Below are 22779 nucleotides of genomic sequence, written 5' to 3' on the forward strand. Positions count from 1 at the left end.
CTGCGCCGGGTCTGGCGGCGTGATCCTGGTGGAATGTCCGCTTTGACCTGCTCCCCATAGAGTCCGCACTTATGAGTTAGCTCTGTTCAGGTTTTGGTCCTCTACTGACCGTTGGTGATACTCCCACGGGGTGAGCCCGTCGAGGCTGGTGTGGGGGCGGTGGTGGTTGTAGTCTTCGCGCCACGCCTCGATTAGGTCGCGGACATGGCGCAGATTGGCGAACAGGTGCTCATTGAGGCATTCGTCGCGCAGGCGGCCATTGAAGCTCTCGACGAAGCCGTTCTGCATGGGCTTTCCTGGCGCGATGTAATGCCACTCGACCTTGCGGTCCTCCTGCCATTTGAGGATGGCATTCGAGGTCAGCTCCGTGCCGTTGTCGCTGACCACCATGCATGGATAGCCGCGCACCCGAGCGATGCTGTCGAGCTCACGGCCAACGCGCTGCCCTGACAGTGAGGTGTCCACGACCGCGGCCAGGCATTCCCGGCTGAAGTCGTCGATGACGCAGGGCACCCGGAAGCGGCGACCATCGGACAGGCTGTCTGAGACGAAGTCCAGGGACCAGCGCTGGTTCGGCCCCTGCGGGATCGCCATCGGCGCCCTGGTCCCCAGGGCCCGCTTGCGACCGCCTCGTTTACGGACTGTTAAGCCTTCTTCTCGGTAGATCCGGTAGAGCTTCTTCCAGTTCACCTTCCAGCCTTCGCGATCAAGAAGCAGGTGCAGTCGACGATAGCCGAAGCGACGCCGTTCGCTGGATAGCTCGTTCAGCCTCTCCCGCAGCTCGGCGTCTGCAGGTCTGGATGATCGCCGCCTGTAGACGCGCGGATCAATCCCGGCCAAAGCACAGGCCCGCCGCTGGTTGTAGCTCTTCTCTTTCATGGCCCAGTCCACAGCTCGCCGCCTTGCACCGGGCTTCAAAAGTTTTTTCCCAGCATCTCCTTGAGCGTGGCCACGTCGAGCATGTGTTCCGCCAGCATCTTCTTCAGCTTCGCGTTCTCGGCTTCGAGCGCCTTCAGCCGCTTGGCCTCCGACACTTCCATGCCGCCATACTTCGACCGCCACTTGTAGAACGTGCCATCGCTGACGCCGTGCTTCCGGCAGAGCTCCTTGGCGCCTATCCCGGCTTGGTGCTCCTTCAGGATGCCAATGATCTGCTCTTCGCTAAAACGGCTTTTCCGCATCGTCTGTCTCCTCGTTTGGAGAACAGGCTAACCTCAAACCGCGGACTTTTCAGGGGAGCAGGTCACGATCCGCGATGTCCGGGTTCCCCTCAAGCGACAGAAGACACTGTCCGAGGACAAGGTCCTGAAACTTGCCGAAAGCATTCTGGCAGACGGGCAGACCACCCCGATTCAACTCCGGTCTGACGGCAATGGCTACGTTCTGATTGAAGGTCTCCACCGACTTGAGGCGCTTCGGCTGCTCGGAGAAGCGTCGGTGCAGGCCTATTTTGTGCGGGCCCGGCTGCATTGAGCCGATGATTGCCCCGGCCCGTGGGATGCGCTCTCATGGCGGTTGAAAGCGCCTGTCGAACGCGACCCATCGGTGCTACCTTCACGGCTGGAGCAACCAGAGCGTCGACACATGCCCCAACTGACTGAAGACGGCGAGGCGATCGTGGCCGATATCGCGGCACGCCATGGGATCAGCAGCGATGCCGCCTTGCATATGCTCGTGGCGGTCTCGGCCGGACATGGCGCTCAGGCGCAATTCAACCACCCCGAGCTTGGCGGCATGGGGCAATGGTCACGGGGTGGGATGACCATGGTCGGTGACATGTTCAACGACGGCCTGAAGGCCCGGGTCGACACCCTTTGCACGGAGCTCTCGGGGATCGTGCAACAGCACCGGCTTTTCGCCGTACCGGTGTCCTCGCAGTCGCAGTCTCAAGGCGGGCCTCCTGACCTGTCCGGGGTCAGCCTGTTCGCGCAAGAGAGCAGCGACTGGCCCGCCGATCTTGGTCAGCCGTCTTCCGCGGGAGCGCAGAATGACCTGCGTTATGCCTATTTCCCCGACAAGCGCAGGCTGGCGGTCAAGGTCGGAGGGCAGACCACGGTCTACGACACCGGCGACCACAGGATCAGCGGTTTCGGACAGGCGCAGGGCGGGGGGCAGAGCCTCAGCTTCACCAGCCAGCGCGGCCTCGTCCCGATTTCGGAGCTGCCGATCGTCGATGGCGCATCGCCCACGTCGCGAGACAGCGCGACCCGGGCTTCAACGGAGGCGCCTCTTGCCGCTCCGGCCCCTGCACAGGGTGCTGAACCGGAAACACAACCGGCGCCTGATGTCGTGGCCGCTCAGGCCAGCAGCGATGACCAGATCTTCAGCCGGATCGAACGGCTCGCCGGCCTGTTCGAGAAGGGCATCCTCACCAAGGAAGAGTACGAAACGAAGAAAGCTGAACTTCTGGCGCGCCTGTAGCGCTCCGTATCGCACAGGCACCCGGCGTTCCGGACAGGCACTCTTCGGTCGGGACCCCATGGACAGGCGTTCAGAGCCGTGCGCACAACTCGAAAGACAAGGGCCCGCATGCGTATCACCATCGACCTCGCGATGACCTACCGTTTCCCCCGTCCAAACACCGTGTTCCTTGCACTGGAGGCGGGAAAGGTCGAAGGGCAGGTGGTGGTTCAGGAGCATCTGGACATCGGCGGAGCCACGCTGACCCGCATCAACGGGGACTCGGATGTCGGCGAGCGGATCTGGGCGCAGGTTCCCGATGGCGAGATGAACCTGACCTATCGTGCGCTGCTCGACATCACTCGGCCGGAACCTCGGTTCGAAACGCTCGAGGCGATGCCACTGCATCTGCTCCCCGGCGATGTCGCGCCTTATCTGCGACCCTCGCGCTACTGTCAGTCGGACAAGTTCAGGACTTTCGTGCAACGCCGCTTCGGGCACCTGAGCGGCGGGCAGCAGGTCCTTGCTTTGCGAGATTGGATCGAGGCCAACCTGACCTACGTGCCTGGCAGTTCGGATGCGGACACCAACGTGCTCGAGACGTTCGCCGGACGGCAGGGCGTATGCCGCGACTACGCGCATCTCATGTGCTCGCTGGTGCGCGCCGCAGAAATCCCCGCCCGCATGGTGGCCGTCTACAGCCCGGACGTCGAGCCTCCTGACTTTCACGCCGTCACGGAAGTCTGGCTGAGCGGAAAGTGGTGGCTTGTCGATGCCACGGGCATGGCCCGGGCAGATACGATGGCGATCATCGCAGTGGGTCGCGACGCCTACGACGTGGCGTTCATGGACTCCCAGGAGCCAGCCGAACTTGTCCTTCAGTCAGTCGTCGTGAAGAAGGTGTGAACCGACACCTGCTGAAGGCCACCTCCCGGTGTCGTACCGCGGAAGTGTACCGTTCTGGCGGCCTCTTTTGTTGCACCGTGTCTTATCCGCTTCCACATCGACTTCAGACCCAATAGGCATCGCCATCTTCGCGAGTGAGGGAACCGTCATGGCGCAAAATTCCACCATCTACAAAGTCGAGCTTTCCGTCTCCGACATGGACCGGCACTACTACGAGGTCCACAAGCTGACGGTCGCGAAGCACCCCTCGGAGACAGACGAAAGATTGATGGTGCGACTTCTGGCGTTCGCCCTCAATGCCGGTGAGCATCTGGAGCTCACCAAGGGCCTTTCGACGGATGACGAGCCCGACATCTGGCAAAAGAGCCTGAGCGGTGAACTGGAACTGTGGGTGGCCCTGGGACTTCCGAGTGAAAAGGTCGTGCGTCAGTCCTGTGGCAAGGCCGGCAAGGTCGTCGTCTATACCTATGGCGGCAGGACTGCCGAGCTTTGGTGGGACAAGATCAAGGGCGGCACGACCCGTTTCGACAACCTTCAGGTCATGAACCTTCCCGAAGCGACGACCCGTGATCTTGCCGAGATGGCAAGCCGCTCGATGAAGCTGCAGGTCAACATCCAGGACGGCGATGTCATGGTCAGCGCCGAGGATCGCATCGCCTACGTGACCCCGGTCAAATGGAAGGAAGCCTCGTAGCTGACCTCGGCCCGCGCGAAGCTCAGCGGTGCGAGGCCTCCCGATCTTGCGCTGCGCTGATGCCGCTGCCCCAAGTCGTTCTCTTGCGACGGGATTGGCCCGACGCCTTCAACGCGCTCTCGAGGATCGCGCGAGTTCGCGGGCGAGATCGACGAACACCTTGAAGGCCGCCGGTGGATTGCGCCGACTGGGATAGTACAGGCACAGCGGCGCCAGCGGCGGCGTCCAGGCCTCGAGGACACGCACCAGCCGCCCCGCCTCGATATCCTCCCGCACGTCCGATTCCATGAAGAACCCGATGCCGAGCCCATCGAGAACGGCAATGCGCGCGAGGCTGGCCTCGTCCAGCGTGATCGGCCCCTCTACATCGACATGAACGGGCTGTCCGTCGCTTTCGAACTGCCAGCGAAAGAGCGCACCATTCGGCAGGCGCGTCCGGATGCAGGCATGCGCCTTCAGGTCGGAAGGCCCCTGCGGCGGCTCCCGGCCTTGGAAATAGGCGGGTGTCGCGACGACCGCGTAGCGGCGCGCGGGCCCGAGCGGGATGGCGATCATATCCGTCGGCACAAGGTTCTGGCTGCGCACCCCGAAATCGAAACCCTCCGCCACGATGTCGACGAGGTTGCCCTCGGTCACGAGGTCGATCTGCACCCCCGGGAACCGCCGGAGGTATTCGAGGACGAGCGGCGCCAGGATCTCCCGGCCCGCCGTGGCGAAGGTGTTGATGCGCAGGATCCCAGTGGGCGTCTCCTGCTGCGACCGGACCGTGTCGATCGCGCCGTGAATGTCCTTGAGCGCCGGGCTGACCTGATCGACGAAACGCTGCCCGGCGGCGGTCAGCGACACGCTGCGGGTCGTGCGGTTGAAGAGCCGCACGCCCAGTTGCTCCTCGAGCTTCGAGACCGCGCTGCTGAGCGCGCTCGTGGACATCCCCACGTCCAGCGCGGCCGCCCGGAACGATCCCCTGCGGGCAATCGCCAGGACCGCGTCAAAATCGGCCAGCTTGTAGGTTCCCATTATCCCGAAAATCCAAACTCCACGTCCGGATTAGTCCCGCTTATCCGCATTGTGTCAAAGGCTTAAATTCATGCCCAGGGCGCCGGTCCCGATCCGACCCGGGAGGGCAAGCGGCGAGCTCCATATCCAGAAAGGAGATCCACCATGAGTATCGATCTGCCAGACGCGATTGACGCCTATTTCTCGTCTGACAAGACAGGCAACGCGCAGGCGCTGTCGGAATTGTTCACGCAGGACGCCACCGTCGTCGACGAAGGCAACAGCTATACGGGTCGCGACGCGATCCGGCAGTGGATGGCGAATGCCTCCACGCAATACACCTACACGGTCGAGCCCTTCGACATCGCGGAAGATGGTCAGCGCACGATCGTCACCAGCCACCTTGTCGGCAACTTCCCCGGCAGCCCGGTCGACCTGCGCTATTTCTTCGTCCTTCGCGGGGACAAGATCGCCGGACTGGAGATCGTGCCATGAGCCCCTTCCTGACCCTCGAGGGAAAGCGGGCGCTCGTCACCTCCGGCACGCGCGGTGCCGGAGCGGCGACCGTGGCCCTGTTCCAGGCGCTTGGCGCCGACGTTCTGACGACGGCGCGGACCAGGCCGCCGGAGATGCCGGAAGACCGGTTCGTGGCGGCGGACCTGACCCGGGCCGAGGGGTGCGCCAGGGTGGCCGAGGCCGTGCGAGAGAGGCTGGGTGGCGTCGACATCATCGTCCACATGCTCGGCGGTTCCTCGGCGCCCGCGGGCGGCTACAGGGCGCTCGACGACGACGAATGGCGGCGCGAGCTCGATCTGAACCTGATGCCGGCGGTGCGCCTCGACCGCGCGCTCGTTCCGGAGATGGAGGCGCGGGGCAGCGGCGTCGTGATCCACGTCACATCCATCCAGCGCGAGCTGCCGCTGCCGGAGGCGACGACCGCCTACGCCGCCGCCAAGGCGGCCCTGTCCACCTACAGCAAGAGCCTGTCGAAGCAGATCTCGCCAAGGGGGGTGCGGGTCGTCCGGGTCTCTCCGGGCTGGATCGAGACCGAATCCTCCGTCGAGCTGGCCAAACGCCTCGCGATCGAGCACGGGGTCGACGTGGAAGCCGGCAAGCGCATGATCATGGACTCGCTCGGCGGGGTGCCGATCGGGCGTCCGTCGAAACCTGGCGAGGTCGCGAACCTGATCGCCTTCCTCGCTTCGGACCTGGCCGGGACCATAACCGGCGCCGAATACGTGATCGATGGCGGAACCGTGCCGACAGCGTGACTGCCCTTGTCCCGACCCCTGGCTCCCACACGGTTCCGGCATCCGGCATCCGGCATCCGGCATCCGGCATCCGGCAGCGCCCGGCGCGACAGCACGAGGAACATCCCTTCATTCCTTGCGTTTTCCCGTCGTTGCAAACGAGAAGGAGATAGCTGTGCAAGTCCGCGAAATGATCAGCACCCACCCCGACGTTCAGGGCAACACGGCCGATGCGCTGCTGAAGTTCATCGAGGAAGCCTACGCTTGCGCCCAGACCTGCACGTCCTGCGCAGATGCCTGTCTGGCCGAGGATATGGTTGCCGACCTGCGCCAGTGCATCCGCCTCAATCTCGACTGCGCGGACATCTGTGCCGCGACCGGTGCCATGGCATCGCGCCGCACCGGGTCCAACGAGGCCGTTCTGGCGGCCGCGATCAAGGCATGCGCCGAGGCGTGCAACCGCTGTGCGGAGGAATGCGAAAAGCATGCCGGAAAGCATGAGCATTGCCGCATCTGCGCCGAGTGCTGCCGCCGCTGCGCCACGGCCTGCAACGACGCACTGCCGCAGGTGCAGTGATCCCGGGACACCGGCGGCCGATCGGCCGCCGGTCTTCCGTTCGACGATGACGCGGCCTGCGCTGTCCGCGACAGAAGGCCGGCTCTCGTGCCGGCCACGATCACCATTGTGAAGCCTTTGGAGGAGCCCGGTTGTTCAGGGCGCGCCCGTGATGGAAGTAGCTATTGTTGTCGTTGGAGCGTTCATCGTCCTGCTGACGCTCTATGACATGTTCAACACGACGATCAGCCTGGGCGGCGGCGGCCCCCTGAGTGCGAGGATGAATATCGGCATTTGGAAGCGTCTTCCCTGGGGCCCGGGGCCGCTTCGTGGTTCGGCTGGCGGCATCCTCTCGCTCTGCACGATCCTGATGTGGATGGCGCTTCTCTGGCTTGGCTGGACCTTGATCTTCCTCCCGGTCTCGGACGCTGTTCTGCGGGCGAGCAGCGGAGAGCCCGCCGACTTCGCCGCCCGCATCTACTTTTCCGGGTTCACCCTCTTCACGCTGGGTCTGGGCGACTACCGGCCGGACGGAGCGCTGTGGCAGATCCTGACCGCGCTCTGCGTCGCCACCGGTTTCCTGTCGGTGACGATGTCCGCCACGTATCTCGTGCCGATGCTGTCGGCCGCTGCGCACAAGAGGGCCGTGGCGTCGATGATCGACTCCATGGGCGACACTCCGGAAGAGATCGTCATCAACGGGTGGCGGGACGGGAACCTGCTTTCGCTCGGGACGAGGCTCGCCAGTCTCTCCTCGCCGATCGCGGGAACAGCGGCCTCTCACCTTTCCTATCCTATCCTGCACACCTTCGGCACCGCTGAAGCGGGGCGCTCCATGCCCGTGCAGATCGTGAAGCTCAGCGAAGCGCTGCTTCTGGTCGAGCACGGCATCGCGCCCGAGGCCCGCCCGGCGGCCCTCGATCTCTTGTCGGCCCGGCGCTCGCTGACTGAGTTCTTCGAACATGCCGGGAGCGGCACCAGGATGGCCGAGGAGGTGCCGCCAACACCCGATCTGGAGCGCCTCGGTGATGCCGGCCTGCCGACAGTGGCATTGAAGGACTTCGAGAATGCCATGAAGCGGCAGCGCGACATGCGTCGCCACGCTCTGGGAATGCTGCGGGAGAGCGGCTGGTCCATCAAGGATGCGCTCGGCCGCTGAAGCCGGCAGAGCCTCGGCGCGCTGCGGCGTCCCGAGCGATTTCCGCCTCCACCCGGGCCGCTTCGGTCGCGCACCTTCTCCAGCAGCCCCACGACGTCCTGAAACATGATGCGCTGGCGCGTTGAAGGCGGCACCAACCCCGCCATGGGCACCGGCGCCGACGTGGCGGTGGAAAGTGCCGGCGTCACGCTTGTCAGGGGCGATCTGTCGGCCCGGCGGTTGTCCCGCGCCACGGTGCGGAACATCAAGCAGAACCTGCTGTTCGCCTTTCTCTATAACGGCCTTGGCGTGCCGGTGGCGGCGGGGGTGCTGTATCCGGCCTTCGGCCTTCTGCTGTCGCCGATGATCGCCGCGCTCGCCATGAGCCTGTCGTCGGTCTCCGTCATAGCCAATGCGCTTCGGCTCAGGGCCAAGTCGATCTGACCCGACCGCAACCGTCAAGACGGGCGGCATGCCCGCCTTCGGACCGGCTGAAGCCTTGTCGTGCGGTCGCTGCTCGGGGGCGCTTCAAGACCGGGAATCCGGGTTCAGTTTGACGGGCATCAAATCCAGCGCTTCCTCCGTCTGCTATCGATCCCGCGTGGGGCAATGAAATCCTTTTACGGGAGAGCGAGATGAAACGCTTCGAGGCAACCGCCATGATCTTCCTGACGTCGGCGGCGGTCATTGCCGCAGGACCGGTCTCCGCCGATCCGGCCGGCGACAGCTACTACCACGGCCACATGAGTGGCTGGGGCATGGGGCTCATGGGGTTCGGCATGATGATCCTGTTCTGGGGTGGTCTTGCCGCTCTGGTCGTCCTCGCGATCCGCTGGAAGGGCGAGCGGCGGGCCGCTCCGGGTGGGCGGGATGCGATGGACGTGCTCAAGGAGCGCCTCGCCCGTGGCGAAATCGAGCCGGGGGAGTTCGATTTGCGGCGCAGGCACCTGGAGAGCTGAACTCCGCAAGACCCGGACGCCCCGCCCTTGCCCGGAAAGGCTGTCCCGGCCCGAACCCGACGATGCTTGTCGTGTAGAGGCGCCTCTTCGTCGGCGCATGCCGGGGAACAGGCCATCCGGCAGGTCCGCGCGGGATCGAGATCAGCGGGATCTGCACGAGTGCGTGACTGCGCACGTCTTGACCTTCCAGCGCTGGAAGCCCCGATATTCGGTCGATCAGACAAGGAGGCGGACAATGGATTTCCAAGTTCAGGGAATGACCTGCGGCCATTGCGAGCAGGCAGTCACGCAAGCGGTCCGGGGCCTCGACCCCGATGCGAAGGTCTCGGTGGACCGAGCGTCGGGCCGGGTATCGGTGGAAAGCGGGACGGACGCGCATGCGATCCGGAAGGCGATCGAAGACGAAGGCTATCGCGTTTCTCGATGAAGCTCCGCCGCACTTGCGCCGCCGGATGATGCACGGAAGCATATCCTGAAGACATCCCTGATCCCGGCCGGCATCGTCCTCGAACACGGCGAGGACCGTGCCGGCCGCAGACACGACGATCACCCGGGGCTGCCCGCGCAAGCTCTGGCGAAGCCCGGATGAACGACGCGCGGGCCGGGGACGTCCCGGCCCGCGCGCTGCGGTCACTGCGTCAGTTTCGCGGTGATCTGGGCGAAGAGCTCTTCGTTCTCCGCGTCCCTTCCCACCGGTTCCTGCGTGTAGCTGATCTTGACGATGACGATGTCGTTCTCCGGATCGACGCGGATGAACTGGTGGTGCAGGCCAAGGGCCATGAAGACGTCGCTCGCCGCATCGGTCCACCATTGGTACTGGTAACCCATCGGCGCGCCTTCTGCGAAAGGCTCGTAGCCCTCGTCCGGCACGGTCGCCTCGGTCACCCAGTCTGCCGGGACGACCTGCTGCCCGTTGGCCATGCCGCCCTGCAGGAACATCTGGCCGAAGCGCGCATGATCGCGGCCGGTGACGGCGAGACCCGCGCCGAAGAACTCGCGCCCCACGTCGTCGGGGCCGTCCATGATCCAGTAGGCATCGTGTTCCGCGCCCATCGGTTTCCAGAGCTTTTCGGACATGTATTCGGCCCCGGTCTTCCCGGTGACGCGCTCGACGATGCAGCCCAGGACACTGGTGTCGAGCGTGGCGTAGTTGAAGACGGCGTCCGGCGCGTTGGCCCCGGGCTCGCTTTCGTTGGCCGCGTAGTCGCACCAGCGGTAATTGTAGGCGACGAGCGAGTTGTCATGCACCGTGGTCAGCTGGGTCTCGCTTCCGAATTCGTAGCGTTCTTCCCAGTTCACGCCGGAGCGCATGCGGAGCAGGTCCCGCACCGTGGGCCCGTCGTAACCGGAGCCCTCCATCTCGGGCAGGTAGGTCGTGACCTTGTCGTCGAGGCTTTCGATCAGGCCGTCGGCGCGCGCAAGGCCGATCAGGGTGGAGGTATAGGATTTCGCCACCGAGAAGGTCAGGAACCGGGTGTCCGGCCCGCTGCCGTTGCGATAGGTCTCGTGGACGAGTTCTCCGTCCTTCAGCACGACGAGCGCGTTGGTCCGGGTCCTCTCGAGTGCGCCTTCGAGGTCGAAGGTCTCGCCCTGGATGGTGTAGTCGCCTTCCAGCGACATCGGGTTTTCCGGCAGCTCCCACACCGTGTCGCCGGCGGCCACCTCGCGGGTGGCGAACATCTGGTCCATGTGCTGGAACGTCAGATAGTTGAGGCCGGGCATGAACATGTTCGCCCGCGCCTCGATCATCGTGGGCGCGAGCCAGCGGCTCGGGTCGTCCGACTGCGCCAGGGCGGGCCCTCCCATGCTGGTCAAGGCGGCGGCGGCCGTCAGTCCCGCCGCGACATAGTTCAGTTGAAACACGCGTATCTCCTCTCAGCTGTCTTGCACGCTGTCGACGGCAGCCCGCCTCCTGTCCTGCCGCGTTGCGGCCAGCCTGCATGGGCATGGCATCCGTGCCCGGGCTGGCGTATCCGGGTTCAACGAGGCCCTGCCGATGGGACGGCGGGGCAGTCCCCGAGTGCAGGAGCGTGACAGACGATGGACCAGGACCCTCCCCAGACCGGTCGACGGCTCCATTGCTATTGACGATAAAGTTTTAGTCAATAAAAACTTTTACGGAGTAAAGAAAGATCCGGATGAAGGGCACGAGGGCGCAGAGGCAGGGCATGGCGGCATCGGACGCGACAGCCATCAGCCCGGATGGCGAGCACGGGGCCGAAGGAAGCCTCCGGTCCCGCAAGAAGGCGCGGCGGCGGGAGGAGATCCGCGACCACGCAAGACGGCTTTTCGGCGAGCGCGGCGTTGACGCGACCACCATGGCCGAGATCGCCGAAGCTGCGGGCGTGTCGCCCCCGACCGTGTTCAACTATTTCGGCAACAAGGACGGCATCCTCATCGCGATCATTGCCGAGGGGGCCCAGAAGGCGCGCGAGACCAGCAATGTGCTGGAGCCGAGGACGGACGTGACCTTCCTCGAGACGGTGATGACGGTCTTCACGGACATCTCGGTGGAGACCATGAACATCGCCAGCAAGCGCATCTGGCGCTATGCCAACGCCGCGGCGATGCGCCATCCGACGACCGGGCTTGCGATGTCGTTCCGGCAGGTCGATGACGCGCTGCTGGACCTCATCACGGTGATCCTGTCGCGCTACGACCTCACCCTGCATTCCGGTGCGACCGGCGATCCGCGCGCCATCGCGCATCTGTTCTACGACGTCTGGACCCAGACCTTTCACGGGTTCATCCGCGACGCGGGAATGACGGTCGATGCGCATTGCGCCGAGTTGGAGGCGCGGTTCGCGCCGCTTTGCGACATGATCTTTTCGCCCGGCTTCCTGGCGAGACCGGAGTTGGTCAGGTCCCCGAACGAACAGGGCTGACACGTCGGAGCCGGCAGATGCACCGGAGGCGAAGGGTCGTTCCGGACCCTTCGCCTGCCGGGATGCATGTTGCGCTCAGCTGTGCCGGATTTCCGTGCCCAGCACCTTCAGGCATTCGCGCATGAAGGCGGCCAGCGCGGTCCAGCCCTTGGCCGAGACCATGTTGCCGTCGACATAGGCTTCCTTCGGATCGGCGTCGTAATAGGTGCCGCCGACGGCCACCACCTCGGGCGCGCAGGCACCGAGCCCGGCGACGGTCCTGCCCTTCAGGACGCCGGGCACCGCCATCAGGATCTGCACCCCGTGGCAGATGGTGAAGATCGGCTTCCCGGTGTCGTGGAAGTGCTTCACGATCGCCTGCACCCGGGGATCGGTGCGGATGTATTCCGGGCCGCGCCCGCCCGCCGCGTAGACCGCGTCGTAACTGTCGAGCTCGGCCTCGGCTTCCGAGAAGGTCTTGTTGATCTCGGCATTGTGGCCCGGCTTCTCGGTGTAGGTCTGGTGCCCCTCGAAATCGTGCAGCGAGGTGGCGATCATGTCGCCCGCATTCTTGTCGGGGCAGACCACGTGGATCGTATGGCCGACGGCCTCCATGCCCTGCTGGTAGACGTAGATCTCGTATTCTTCGGTGAACTCACCGGTCAGCATGAGGATTTTCTTGCCGCTCATCTGGGTCTCCTGCGTCTTTGGGTGATCCGTCCGGCCGAACGGAGTGGCCGGACGGTGCTCTGGATGGTCAGAACGGGCTGTCCGGGAAATAGAACTGGTCGGCGTTCTCGGGCGTGATCAGCGGGGCATCCAGCTTGAACGATCCGCGCATCGGCGCCTGGCCGGCGAATTGTGCCGCGGTCATGTACATGGCCGAGGCGATCATCGACGGCGGGTAGGGGGTCGAGATCGGGGTGCGCTCGTCACCCGCCTTCACCATCTCGATCACCTGCTTCATGCCGTTGCCGCCCAGCATGTACTGGACGTCCTCGCGCCCCGCCTGGTCCACGGCCTCGATCACGCCGAGCAGCATGTCGTCGTCGTTCGCCCAGACCGCGTCGATGTTGGGATACTTGCCGAGGTAGTCCTGCATCAGGGTGAAGGCCTCGTCCTGGTTCCAGTTGGCGTACTGGATGTCGAGGATCTTGATGTCGGACTGGTCGATGACGTCCTGGAAGCCCTTGATGCGCTCGTCGTCGATCACCGTCGGGATGCCGCGCAGCACGACGATCTCGCCGGTCCCGCCCAGCTTCTCGACCAGCCATTTCGCGGTGTTGGCGCCGACGGCGATGTTGTCACCGGCGACGTAGAGGTCCTGGATCGACGGGTCCGACAGGCCACGGTCCACCACCGTGATGAAGGTCCCGTTCGAGGCGACCTGTTCCACCGGGCCGGTCAGCTCCTCCGAGGTGAAGGGCAGGATCACCAGCGCGTCGAGCTCGTTGGTGGCCGAGAGGTCCTCGAGCGAGGCGACCTGGGCCGTGGCCGAGGACGCGGTGGAGACGATGACGTCGATGTTCGGGTAGGCCGCCTCGAGCTGCTTCTCGGCCTCCTGCGCGTGGTAGACCACGCCGCCGGTCCAGCCGTGGGTCGCGGCCGGGATCGACACCGCGATGGTGAAGTCCTTGTCCTGCGCCTGTGCGGCCGCGCCGGTCAGCGCCCCCGCGATTGCCGCCGCGGATAGCAGTGCGGCCCCTTTCGTTCTCAGTTCCATGGTTCCCTCCTCCATTGGGTTCATGTGCGCTCCGTCCGTTCAGCGGGAGCTTGTGAAGCGGTGAGCCAGCATGGCGATGATGATGATCGCCCCCTGGACCGCGGCGACGAGGTATTCCGACACCATGTCCGACAGGACCATGACGTTGGCGATGACCTCGAGAATGAGTGCGCCCGCGACCGTGCCCCAGATATGGGCCTTGCCGCCGCGCAGCAGCGTGCCGCCGATGACCACGGCGGTGATGACCTGCAGCTCCCAGAGCTGGCCGGTGGTCGGCGTCGCGGCGCCGAGGCGCGGCACGTAGCAGATCGCGGCCACGGCGACGCAGAAGCCCTGGATGACGAAGGCCATGGTCCGCACGCCGCCCACATGCACGCCCGAGAAGCGGGCGACATCGGCATTCGAGCCGACGGCGGTGACGCGGCGGCCGTATTTCGTCCGGTAGAGGATGAAGGCGCCGAGAAGCGCGATGACCAGCGTGATGATGACCGGGTAGGGCACGCCGAGGAAATCGCCGAAATAGAGCGGGCGGTAGGCGGCGCGCAGGCTGCGGTCGATCGAGAGCGAGCCGCCGTCGGTCATGTAGGTGATGAGCGCGCGGAAGATGCCCATGGTGCCGAGCGTGACGATGAAGGGCTCGATCCGTCCCACGGTGACGATCAGCCCGTTCATCAACCCGCAGAGCGAGCCCACCACCAGCGCGACGAGCGCGCCGACCGGGATCGCCCAGGGCCCCAGAGAGGGCGCGAGCGCGTTCATCGCCATGATCATGATGCCGACCACGAAGGCCAGCATCGAGCCGATCGAGAGGTCGAGGCCCCCGGTCGCGATGACGAAGGTGGCGCCCACGCCGATGATCGCGATGAAGGCGCTCCGCGTGATCACGTTCAGCATGTTGTTCGCCGACATGAAGTTCGAGTTGATCATCGTGCCCAGCAGGATGATCACGCCGAGGGCGATGAAGGGGGCGAGGTCGCCCCAGCGGATCCGGAAGCCCTCGCTCTCGGGTAGCGTTGCGATCTCGGCGCTGCTCATGCGCGTTTCCTCCCCTCGGTGTCCTTGCCGCTGCTCGCGGCGGCGTAGACGACGTTCTGCTCGGTGATGTCCCCGCCCGTCAGCTCGGCGACGAAGCGACCGCCGCGCATGACGAGCACGCGGTCGGAAAGACCGACGAGTTCGGGCAGCTCCGACGAGATCACGACGCAGGCCTTCCCGGCCCGGACGAGACCGTCGATGAAGCGGTAGATCTGGCTCTTGTTGCCGATGTCGATGCCGCGCGTCGGCTCGTCGATGATGACGACCGAGGGGTCGGCCTGCATCACCTTGGCCAGCAGCAGCTTCTGCTGGTTGCCGCCCGAAAGCTGCCCGGCCTCGATCGAGAGGCTGCGGACGCGGATGTCGTAGTCCTCCACCGCGGATCTGACGACCGCGGCCTCCTTCTTCCGGTCGAGGCGGAGGCGCGGATTGATCATGTCCATCGCCTGCAGGATCAGGTTCGGCCCCAGCCCCTCGTTCAGCAGCAGGCCCTTCCCCTTGCGGTCCTCGGTCAGGTAGACGACCCCCGCCGCCATCAGCGCGCCGACGCCGGGCTTGGCGACCGCCGTGCCGTTCACCCGGATCGCGCCGGCCTGGGAGGGGCGGAGCCCCATCAGGCCCTCGATCAGCTCGGTCCGGCCGGCGCCGATCATGCCGCCGATGCCCAGCACCTCGCCGGGCCGGACGCTGAAGGAGCCGGTGATCCTGCCGTGGTCGACCGTCAGGTCCTCGACCGTGAGCGCGGGCTCGGCCGTCGCCGGCTCGCGTTTCGGCGGGTAGAGCATCGAGAGCTCGCGCCCCACCATCAGTTCCGCCATCTGCCGCTGGTCGAGATCGGCGGCCGGCCATGTGCCGATCATCTTGCCGTCGCGCAGGACGGTGACGCGGTCGGCCAGCGCCTCCACCTCTTCCAGCCGGTGCGAGATATAGAGCACGGCGACGCCCTGCGCGCGCAGGTTGCGCACGATGTCGAGCAGCGCGTCGACCTCGTCATGCGCCAGCATCGCGGTCGGTTCGTCGAGGATGATGACCTTGCGGTCGTCGAGCAGGGCGCGCGCGATCTGGACCAGCTGGCGCTGCGCCAGCGGCAGGTCGCCCACGATGGTCCAGGGTCGCGCCGAGGCGCCGACCTGCGCCAGAACCTCGGCGGTGCGCCGGTTCATCCGCCTGTCGTCGACGGCGAAGAGGCGGGACAGTTCGCGCCCGAGAAAGAGGTTCTGCGCCACGGTGAGATCGGGGGCGAGAAGGATTTCCTGGTGCACCAGGACGATCCCCGCATCTTCGGCCTGAACCGCATTGGTGAAGGCGACCGGCGCGCCGGCCATGGCCATCGCCCCGCCGGTCGGCTCGGCATGCCCCGACAGCAGCCGCATCAGCGTCGACTTGCCGGCCCCGTTCTCGCCGATGATCGCGTGGACCTCGCCGGGCCGGATATCGAGCGTCACATCGCTGAGCACGGTGATCGGCCCATAGGCCTTCGACAGGCTCTCGGCGCGCAGCACCGGCGCGGGGGCGGTCCGACCCGGCGCGGTATCGGGGGCCGCGAGGCTCATTCGAAGGCCGCCGCGAGCCGGTCGCGGGAGCGCTCGATGTGGTCGTGCATCGCGCTGTAGGCATCCTCGGGCGCGCCGGCGCGGAAGGCGGCAAGCAGGCGCTCGTGTTCCTCGAGCGCCTCCTGCGTGACGCGGCTGTGGAACATCAGGCGGAAGATGTGCAGGTGGATGTGCTGGTCGTTGAGCGCCTGCCGGACGAATTCGTTGTCGGCGACGCGCAGGATCTCGTCGTGGAAATGGGCGTCCGCCCGGGCGAAACGGGAATAGCGGCTGTTGCGGTCGACCGGCTGCTCGCCCTTCTCCATGTCCGCGGCGGCGCTTTCGATCCGCGCCAGCGTCTCGGGCGTGAGCTTCCGGCAGGCCTGCCGCGCGCTCTCGGGTTCGAGCATCAGGCGGAACCTGTAGAGGTCGTCGAACTCCTTGCGGGTGAGCTGGGGCGAGGCGGAATAGCCGATCAGGTGGGCCTTGCGCACCAGACCCTCGCGCTCCAGCCGGGTGAGGGCCTCGCGCACCGGGGTCTGCGACACGTTCAGTTCGCGCGCCAGCCCGTCGATGGGGATCCGCGCGCCGGGCGGGATCTCCAGCGACATGATCTGTTCGTAGATCCGCTGGTGCACGCTTTCGGCAATGCTCGAAGGCCGCACGAACCCGCCCTTTTCGTCGCGATCCGCCGTGACTGCCATGCGTTCCTCCCCACTTCAGCATTCTTGACAAGGCCGAACCTAACACTGATAGGATGTCGTATGTCAAATACAATATCATATAGGATCTGATCCGGGAGGGGACGCGTGCTGGTTTCGATCGGAGATCTTCGGAACGTCGCAAAGAAGGCGCAGGTGCCGCGCGGTGTGGCCGCGGCGCATGCGCGTCTCCAGACCGATCTCCTGGTCGAGGCCGAGCTTCGCGGGCTGGCGCCCGGTGGCCGTGCCCGGCGACGGGATCGCGCCCGCCGGGCGCAGGCGCTCTGCGACGGCATCGCGCTGCCCGGCGCCCGCTACGACGAACTGCACGCCCTCGCAGAGGGCAGACGACATGACAGGAGACGAAATGACCCTATTCGGCACGATCAGAGCCCCGCGCGAACTGATTTTCGGCAGCGGCCAGCGCGCGGCCCTCGGCAAGGTCGCGGCCACGCTTGGCAGGCGGGCGCTGGTGGTGACCGACGAACGGCTGGCCGGCGACGCGGATTTCCGCGCCATGGTCGCGCAGCTCGAGGCCGCGGGCCTGGCGGTCCGGGTCGATGGCTCGACCCTGCCGGACGTGCCCGTCGAAACCGCCGTCGCCAGCGCGGAGGCCGCGCGGGACTTCGCGCCCGACCTGGTGATCGGGGTCGGCGGCGGGTCCTGCCTCGACATGGCGAAATGCGTGGCGGTCCTGCTGACCCACGGCGGCACGCCGCAGGATTACTACGGCGAGTTCCTGGTCCCCGGCCCGGTCATGCCGCTGATCGCCGTGCCGACCACCGCCGGAACGGGCTCCGAGGCGACGCCGGTGGCGGTGCTCTCGGATTCGGAGCGCCAGCTCAAGGTCGGCATCTCCTCGCCCCACATCATTCCCACCGTTTCGATCTGCGACCCGGACCTGACGCTGACCTGCCCGGCCGCCCTGACCGCCATCGCCGGGGCCGACGCGCTGACCCACGCGATCGAGGCCTTCACCGCGATCCGCCGCGCGCCCGAACCGGGGCTGGCGCAGGAGCGGGTCTTCGTCGGCAAGAACGCGACCTCGGACCATTTCGCGCTGACCGCCATCGGGCTGCTCTGGGAGGGGCTGGAGGCGGCCTGCGCCGACGGCCGAAACGCCGAGGCGAGGGCGCAGGTGATGCTCGGGGCCACCACGGCCGGGCTGGCCTTCGGGGTGGCCGGGACCGCCGCGGCCCATGCGATCCAGTACCCGGTCGGCGCGCTGACCCATACCGCGCATGGCGCGGGGGTCGCCTGCCTGATGCCATACGTCATGGCCTGGAACGCTCCCGAGATCGGTCCCGAGCTGGACCGGATCGCCGCGGCCATCGGCCTGACAAGCGGCGCGGAGGTGATCCCGGCGATTGCGGCACTCTTCGGGCGCATCGGCATACCCCGCACGCTCCGCGACCTCGGGCTCGCCGAAGACAAGCTCGACTGGGTGGCCGAGCAATCCTGCGGCATCGCGCGCCTGATCCAGAACAACCCGCGCCCGCTGCCGCCCGAGGACATGCGTCGGCTGGTCGGCGCGGCCTTCCGCGGCGAGCTGGCCGTGCTCGAAACCCATTGACGGAGATCCCAGGATGACACTCGACACCGCCTTCACCGGCTACGCGGACCCCGCGCTTCATGCCGAGGGTCTCTATATCGGCGGCCAATGGCAGGCCGGGCGCGGCATCCCCGTGACCGACCCCTCGACCGGCACCACGCTGGCCGAGGTGCCCGACGCCTCCATCGAGGACGCCATGCGCGCCGTGGACGCCGCCGAGGCCGCCGCCGCCGGCTGGCGCGCCACGCCGCCGCGGCAGCGATCCGAGATCCTGCGCCGGTGGTTCACCCTGATGACCGAGCGCGCCGAGGAGCTGGCGCTGCTGATCAGCCTCGAGAACGGCAAGGCGCTGGCCGACGCGCGGGGCGAGGTCGCCTATGCCGCCGAGTTCTTCCGCTGGTACGCCGAGGAAGCCACCAGGATCGGTGGCGAGTTCCGCCACACGCCGTCCGGCGCGCACAACATCCTCGTGGATCACGAGCCGATCGGGATCGCGGTGCTCATCACGCCGTGGAACTTCCCGGCGGCGATGGCCACGCGCAAGATCGCGCCGGCGCTGGCCGCGGGCTGCACGGTGATCCTCAAGCCCGCCTCGGAAACGCCGCTGACCGCCTATGCCATGGCGCGGCTCGGGCAAGAGGCAGGCGTGCCGCCCGGGGTGGTGAACGTGCTGACGACCTCGAACCCCGGCCCGGTCACCGCGGCCATGCTGGCCGATCCCCGGGTGCGCAAGCTCTCCTTCACCGGATCGACCGGGGTCGGGCGCATCCTGCTGGCGGAGGCCGCGAAATCGGTCGTGAACTGCTCGATGGAGCTGGGCGGCAACGCGCCCTTCCTGGTCTTCGACGATGCCGACCTCTCGGCCGCGCTCGACGGGGCGATGGTGGCCAAGATGCGGAACGGGGGCGAGGCCTGCACGGCCGCGAACCGCTTCTACGTGCAGGCGGGCATTCACGATGCCTTCGTCGCGGGGCTGACGCAGCGCATGTCCGCGCTGAAGCTGGGCGCGGGCTACGATCCCGAGACCCAGTGCGGGCCCATGATCACCACGAAGGCCGTGGACAAGATCGACCGGCTGGTCTCGGAGGCGAAGGCGCGCGGCGCGCGGGCCACCACGGGCGGCGCGCCGGTGGACGGCAGCGGCTATTATTATCCGCCGACGGTGCTGGAGAATGTGCCGAGCGATGCGGCCCTCGCGCACGAGGAGATCTTCGGCCCCGTCGCCGCGATCTACCGCTTCGAGACCGAGGAGGAGGCGATCCGCCTGGCCAACGACACAGAGTACGGGCTTGCGGCCTACGTCTATTCGGGGGACATCATGCGGGCGATGCGCGTCGGACGCGGCATCGAGACCGGGATGGTCGGCATCAACCGCGGGCTGATGTCGGACCCGGCCGCCCCCTTCGGCGGCGCGAAACAGAGCGGGCTGGGGCGCGAGGGCGGTGTCATCGGCATCCTCGAGTTCATGGAGCCCAAGTACTTCGCCGTCGAATTCTGACGGCGGGAAAGGACGAGCGATGGCCGAGCACGACCTCTACCGCAACCGGGACTTCATCCCCGATTTCGACGCGATCATGGCCGAGACGGAGGCGCGCAGCCGCGCCTTCGCCGAGACCGTGCGCATCGAACGGAACCTGAGCTACGGCCCGACGCCGCGGCAGAGCTTCGACCTCGTATTTCCGCCCGATCCGGCCCCCGGCGCGCCGCTGCACATGTTCATCCACGGCGGCTATTGGCGGGGGGGCAGCAAGGCGGCGCATACCCGCGTCGCGGCGCCCGTGATCGCGGCCGGGGGGATCGCCGCGCTGATCGGCTATGACCTGATGCCCGGGACCCGGCTGGCCGAGATCGTGGCTCAGGTCCGCAACGCCGCGCGGCACGTCGTCCGCATGGCGCCCGAGATCGGCGCCGACCCGGCCCGCTTCACGGTGAGCGGCCATTCGGCCGGGGCGCATCTCGCCTCGCTGCTCGCCTCCGAGGCGCCGGGAGACGCAGGCCCGGCCGACCTGCCCGCGCTGCGTGGCCTCATGCTGGTCAGCGGGATCTACGACCTCTCCGGCATCCCGGGCTCGTTCCTGAAGGACGAGGCGAAGATGACCGACGACGAGGCCCGCGCCTGGTCGCCCCTGCTGGCGCGGCACATTCCGGGGCCGCGGCGCATCATCACCCGCGGCGACGAAGAGACCGCGCCGTTCCAGGATCAGGCCGTCGCCCTGAACGCGCTCCTCGACCGGGAGGAGCAGCCGACCGAGCTCCGCCGCGAGCGCGGCCGGAACCACCTCACCGTCGTCCACGACCTGGCCGATCCGGACGCCCCTCTCGGCCGAAGGCTTCTCGAGCTCGTCGCGTCCTCCTGACGCGCGGTGTCTCGGACGGTGGACCTCGGCTGACGGAGCAGCGGAGGGCCCGGGGCGCGCGTCTCTCCCGACCCTTGCCGCACCTGTTCCAGGAAACGCCTGGTCGCGGAACGTCGCCGCCAGCGCGGCGCTGATGACCTCCGCGCCGTGCCGGATCACGCCGCTATCTGCGGACCGTCTGCGACTGGCGCGGCCCATGGACCGGGACGCCCGGATCGGCGCGCGACCACAAGGAAGCCGTGAAATCCGCCGTGACGAGATGGGCGGATTCTTGAATGTGAGGGCGTGCGATGCACATCTCAGGGGGAATCGGATCGGGAGTACTGCACATGTTCGACATCTGGCTACCGTTGCTGGGCGGCCTCCTCCTGCTTGTCTCGGGCGGGGAGCTGCTGGTCCGCGGCGCGGTGCAGGTCGCCGAGCGGCTGGGGATCTCGCCCTTGGTGATCGGCCTCACGCTCGTCGGCTTCGGGACCTCGATGCCCGAGCTCGTGACCTCGGTCCAGGCCGCGCTGGCGGGCTCTCCGGGCATCGCCTTCGGCAACATCGTCGGGTCGAACATCGCCAACGTCCTGCTGATCGTCGGGGTCTCGTCCCTGCTGCTGCCGATCGCGGTGACGTCTGCGGCCCTGCGCCGGGACGCTGCGGTGATGCTCGCGACGGCGGTCGTCTTCGCCGGGGCGAGCGCCGTCATCCCGATGGGCCGCGGCGTGGGCGTCGTCTTCCTCGCGGCTCTCGTCGCCTACATCACCATGGCCATCCGGCAGGAACGGAATGCGGCGCCGCACGGGGCACTGTACGACAAGGGCGCCGCGCTGCAGGGTGCGGACCCGGCGCTGCGCGCGTCGCGCCCCTCCGCGGGCAGCCTTCTGGTGCCGTTGGCGGTTGCGGTCGCAGGGCTTGTCCTCGTGATCCTCGGGGGCCGGTTCTTCGTCGAGGGCGCGGTCGGGCTGGCCCGCTCCTTCGGGATTTCCGAGACGGTGATCGGACTCACGGTCGTCGCGCTCGGCACCTCGATGCCGGAGCTCGTCACCTCGGTCCTGGCCGCGCTGAGAAAGCAGAGCGACATCGCCTTCGGCAACATCGTCGGGTCGAACATCTACAACATTCTCGGGATCGGCGGCACCACGGCGCTGATCTCGCCCTCCGTCGTCCCGGCCGAGATCGTGTCCTTCGACAACCTCGTCATGCTGGGGGTCTCGGGCCTCCTGGTCCTCTTCGCTGCCACCGGCCTGCGCATCGCCCGCTGGGAGGGCGGCGTGCTTCTGGCGGCCTATGTCGGCTACATCGCGCTGCTCTGGCCATAAGCCTGTTCGAACTGCGCGCGCCGGGGCGCGCCTCGATCGCCTTGCGGCTTTCGGGCCGGGACGGGCCCCGGTGCCTGCGCGGCGTCGGGTTCGGATGGCGTCGCGCGGCGCGCTCGAACCCTAGGGGCCGTCGTCTTCGGGGGCCCCCGTCGCGTGCCGGGCGCGAAACCTCGCCAGGTCCCGGTCGGTCGCGGCGGCGCCCGCGAAGGTCTTCACATAGGCCGGAACGCGCGCCATCCGGTCGCGCAGGCTCTCGCGGGTCTGGAGCGAGATATACCCGATCTGGACAAGGTACACGGTCCGCGCCCGCACGTCGGCCTCGTCATCCGAGAACCCGAACCGCGCGAACATGGCGCGGATCGCCGCGAGGCGCCTGTCGTCGGCCTGCCGGACGCGCTGGCTTGCCGCGTCGGATTGGTGGGCCCAGCTTCGGACCGCCATGTCGAAGCGCGGTTCGAACCGGGTCTCATCGAGGAAGACGCTGATCAGGTTGAGCACGGCTTCCTGGATCGTCTCGGCATAGGCCGCGCAGCCTTCGACCAGGGCGGCGGTGTTCGAGGCGTCCCATTCGTCCAGCAGCGCGTCGAGGATCGCAGCACGGTCCTTGAAGAACCAGTAGAAGCTCGTCCGCGAGAGGTTCAGGCCGGTCGCCAGCGGCTGGACCTTCACGGCGTCGATCCCGCCCTCCAGCAGCGCGGTCCGGGCCGCCGCCAGCCACACGTCGCGCGACCCGCGCCACCCGGTCTGATCCTGGATACCCGTCTCGGTCATGGGGGCGAGCGTAGCGCCGCGACGCCGCGCCAACAAGT

25 protein-coding genes and 2 pseudogenes are annotated in these 22779 nt (G+C 67.0%); 16 read left to right on the forward strand and 11 right to left on the reverse strand.

What is annotated here, in order from left to right; all coding sequences use genetic code 11:
* Positions 1-69: 69 nt before the first annotated feature.
* Positions 70-1062, reverse strand: a complete 993-nt coding sequence (locus Q344_RS0118725) for an IS3 family transposase (RefSeq protein ID WP_229669163.1) — start codon at positions 1060-1062, stop codon at positions 70-72.
* Positions 1029-1181, reverse strand: a pseudogene (locus tag Q344_RS26605) (transposase); the annotation flags it as partial. The pseudogene Q344_RS26605 and the gene Q344_RS0118725, both read right to left, overlap by 34 nt.
* A 67-nt stretch (positions 1182-1248) precedes the next feature.
* Between Q344_RS26605 and Q344_RS25675 the strand changes: the two are divergent.
* The 4 genes from Q344_RS25675 to Q344_RS0118750 all read left to right on the forward strand — a co-directional run bounded on the left by Q344_RS25675 (position 1249) and on the right by Q344_RS0118750 (position 4000).
* Positions 1249-1473 carry a ParB N-terminal domain-containing protein gene (locus Q344_RS25675; protein WP_084178496.1) on the forward strand — a complete coding sequence of 75 codons (225 nt, stop codon included), beginning with the start codon at positions 1249-1251 and terminating at the stop codon, positions 1471-1473.
* A 111-nt stretch (positions 1474-1584) separates the two neighbouring features.
* On the forward strand, positions 1585-2421 hold the full coding sequence (locus tag Q344_RS0118740) for an SHOCT domain-containing protein (protein ID WP_028288122.1): 837 nt from the start codon (positions 1585-1587) through the stop codon (positions 2419-2421).
* A gap of 108 nt (positions 2422-2529) precedes the next feature.
* Positions 2530-3306 carry a transglutaminase-like domain-containing protein gene (locus Q344_RS0118745; RefSeq protein ID WP_028288123.1) on the forward strand — a complete coding sequence of 259 codons (777 nt, stop codon included), beginning with the start codon at positions 2530-2532 and terminating at the stop codon, positions 3304-3306.
* A gap of 148 nt (positions 3307-3454) precedes the next feature.
* The gene (locus Q344_RS0118750) at positions 3455-4000 is read left to right on the forward strand and encodes a YaeQ family protein (RefSeq protein ID WP_028288124.1); all 546 of its coding nucleotides are present in this window, start codon (positions 3455-3457) and stop codon (positions 3998-4000) included.
* A 108-nt stretch (positions 4001-4108) separates the two neighbouring features.
* Here Q344_RS0118750 and Q344_RS0118755 read toward each other — a convergent pair whose 3' ends face one another.
* Positions 4109-5017 carry a LysR family transcriptional regulator gene (locus Q344_RS0118755; RefSeq protein WP_028288125.1) on the reverse strand — a complete coding sequence of 303 codons (909 nt, stop codon included), beginning with the start codon at positions 5015-5017 and terminating at the stop codon, positions 4109-4111.
* A 144-nt stretch (positions 5018-5161) separates the two neighbouring features.
* Here Q344_RS0118755 and Q344_RS0118760 point away from each other — a divergent pair, with 144 nt between their 5' ends.
* The 7 genes and pseudogenes from Q344_RS0118760 to Q344_RS0118790 all read left to right on the forward strand — a co-directional run bounded on the left by Q344_RS0118760 (position 5162) and on the right by Q344_RS0118790 (position 9326).
* Entirely contained in the window at positions 5162-5491 is a 330-nt protein-coding gene (locus Q344_RS0118760; RefSeq protein WP_028288126.1) for a nuclear transport factor 2 family protein, read from the forward strand.
* Complete coding sequence (locus Q344_RS0118765) at positions 5488-6267, forward strand: SDR family oxidoreductase (protein WP_028288127.1); 780 nt, start codon at positions 5488-5490, stop codon at positions 6265-6267. Before Q344_RS0118760 ends, Q344_RS0118765 begins: the two co-directional genes overlap by 4 nt.
* Before the next feature lie 154 nt (positions 6268-6421).
* Complete coding sequence (locus Q344_RS0118770) at positions 6422-6823, forward strand: four-helix bundle copper-binding protein (RefSeq protein ID WP_028288128.1); 402 nt, start codon at positions 6422-6424, stop codon at positions 6821-6823.
* 151 nt (positions 6824-6974) lie between these two features.
* Complete coding sequence (locus Q344_RS0118775; protein ID WP_028288129.1) at positions 6975-7961, forward strand: potassium channel family protein; 987 nt, start codon at positions 6975-6977, stop codon at positions 7959-7961.
* A gap of 141 nt (positions 7962-8102) precedes the next feature.
* Positions 8103-8384 (forward strand): annotated as a pseudogene (locus Q344_RS0118780) (haloacid dehalogenase); the annotation flags it as partial.
* 191 nt (positions 8385-8575) lie between these two features.
* Positions 8576-8899 (forward strand): SHOCT domain-containing protein, encoded by a 324-nt coding sequence (locus tag Q344_RS0118785; RefSeq protein WP_051630842.1) that lies wholly within the window; start codon positions 8576-8578, stop codon positions 8897-8899.
* A 235-nt stretch (positions 8900-9134) separates the two neighbouring features.
* Complete coding sequence (locus Q344_RS0118790; protein WP_028288132.1) at positions 9135-9326, forward strand: heavy-metal-associated domain-containing protein; 192 nt, start codon at positions 9135-9137, stop codon at positions 9324-9326.
* Positions 9327-9529: 203 nt separating this feature from the next.
* On the opposite strand, the gene Q344_RS0118795 is transcribed toward Q344_RS0118790, so the two are convergent.
* Positions 9530-10762 carry a serine hydrolase domain-containing protein gene (locus Q344_RS0118795; protein ID WP_211249931.1) on the reverse strand — a complete coding sequence of 411 codons (1233 nt, stop codon included), beginning with the start codon at positions 10760-10762 and terminating at the stop codon, positions 9530-9532.
* A gap of 275 nt (positions 10763-11037) precedes the next feature.
* Here Q344_RS0118795 and Q344_RS25250 point away from each other — a divergent pair, with 275 nt between their 5' ends.
* Positions 11038-11784 carry a TetR/AcrR family transcriptional regulator gene (locus Q344_RS25250; protein WP_051630845.1) on the forward strand — a complete coding sequence of 249 codons (747 nt, stop codon included), beginning with the start codon at positions 11038-11040 and terminating at the stop codon, positions 11782-11784.
* A 75-nt stretch (positions 11785-11859) separates the two neighbouring features.
* Here Q344_RS25250 and Q344_RS0118805 read toward each other — a convergent pair whose 3' ends face one another.
* From Q344_RS0118805 to Q344_RS0118830, 6 genes are all read right to left on the reverse strand, one after another.
* Complete coding sequence (locus Q344_RS0118805; RefSeq protein WP_028288134.1) at positions 11860-12453, reverse strand: DJ-1/PfpI family protein; 594 nt, start codon at positions 12451-12453, stop codon at positions 11860-11862.
* 67 nt (positions 12454-12520) lie between these two features.
* Positions 12521-13486, reverse strand: coding sequence for a substrate-binding domain-containing protein (locus Q344_RS0118810; protein ID WP_028288135.1), 966 nt, complete (start codon positions 13484-13486; stop codon positions 12521-12523).
* Positions 13487-13525: 39 nt separating this feature from the next.
* Positions 13526-14521 (reverse strand): ABC transporter permease, encoded by a 996-nt coding sequence (locus Q344_RS0118815; protein WP_028288136.1) that lies wholly within the window; start codon positions 14519-14521, stop codon positions 13526-13528.
* On the reverse strand, positions 14518-16074 hold the full coding sequence (locus tag Q344_RS0118820; RefSeq protein ID WP_028288137.1) for a sugar ABC transporter ATP-binding protein: 1557 nt from the start codon (positions 16072-16074) through the stop codon (positions 14518-14520). Before Q344_RS0118820 ends, Q344_RS0118815 begins: the two co-directional genes overlap by 4 nt.
* On the reverse strand, positions 16071-16757 hold the full coding sequence (locus Q344_RS0118825; protein WP_028288138.1) for a GntR family transcriptional regulator: 687 nt from the start codon (positions 16755-16757) through the stop codon (positions 16071-16073). The genes Q344_RS0118820 and Q344_RS0118825 overlap by 4 nt, the downstream gene beginning before the upstream one ends.
* A gap of 75 nt (positions 16758-16832) precedes the next feature.
* Entirely contained in the window at positions 16833-17084 is a 252-nt protein-coding gene (locus Q344_RS0118830) for a hypothetical protein (protein ID WP_156954756.1), read from the reverse strand.
* A gap of 37 nt (positions 17085-17121) precedes the next feature.
* Here Q344_RS0118830 and Q344_RS0118835 point away from each other — a divergent pair, with 37 nt between their 5' ends.
* The 4 genes from Q344_RS0118835 (at position 17122) to Q344_RS0118850 (ending at position 21970) form a co-directional block, all read left to right on the forward strand.
* Positions 17122-18327, forward strand: a complete 1206-nt coding sequence (locus tag Q344_RS0118835; RefSeq protein ID WP_028288140.1) for an iron-containing alcohol dehydrogenase — start codon at positions 17122-17124, stop codon at positions 18325-18327.
* A gap of 13 nt (positions 18328-18340) precedes the next feature.
* Positions 18341-19804 carry an NAD-dependent succinate-semialdehyde dehydrogenase gene (locus Q344_RS0118840; RefSeq protein ID WP_028288141.1) on the forward strand — a complete coding sequence of 488 codons (1464 nt, stop codon included), beginning with the start codon at positions 18341-18343 and terminating at the stop codon, positions 19802-19804.
* A 19-nt stretch (positions 19805-19823) separates the two neighbouring features.
* The gene (locus Q344_RS0118845) at positions 19824-20663 is read left to right on the forward strand and encodes an alpha/beta hydrolase (protein WP_028288142.1); all 840 of its coding nucleotides are present in this window, start codon (positions 19824-19826) and stop codon (positions 20661-20663) included.
* Positions 20664-20992: 329 nt separating this feature from the next.
* A complete protein-coding gene (locus tag Q344_RS0118850; RefSeq protein WP_028288143.1) occupies positions 20993-21970 on the forward strand; it encodes a calcium/sodium antiporter in 978 nt (325 codons plus the stop codon).
* Between the two features lie 120 nt (positions 21971-22090).
* On the opposite strand, the gene Q344_RS0118855 is transcribed toward Q344_RS0118850, so the two are convergent.
* Positions 22091-22741, reverse strand: coding sequence for a TetR/AcrR family transcriptional regulator (locus Q344_RS0118855; protein WP_028288144.1), 651 nt, complete (start codon positions 22739-22741; stop codon positions 22091-22093).
* Between the last annotated feature and the right edge of the window lie 38 nt (positions 22742-22779).

Source organism: Pseudooceanicola nanhaiensis DSM 18065, from assembly GCF_000688295.1.
In the GTDB taxonomy this organism is placed as follows: domain Bacteria; phylum Pseudomonadota; class Alphaproteobacteria; order Rhodobacterales; family Rhodobacteraceae; genus Pseudooceanicola; species Pseudooceanicola nanhaiensis.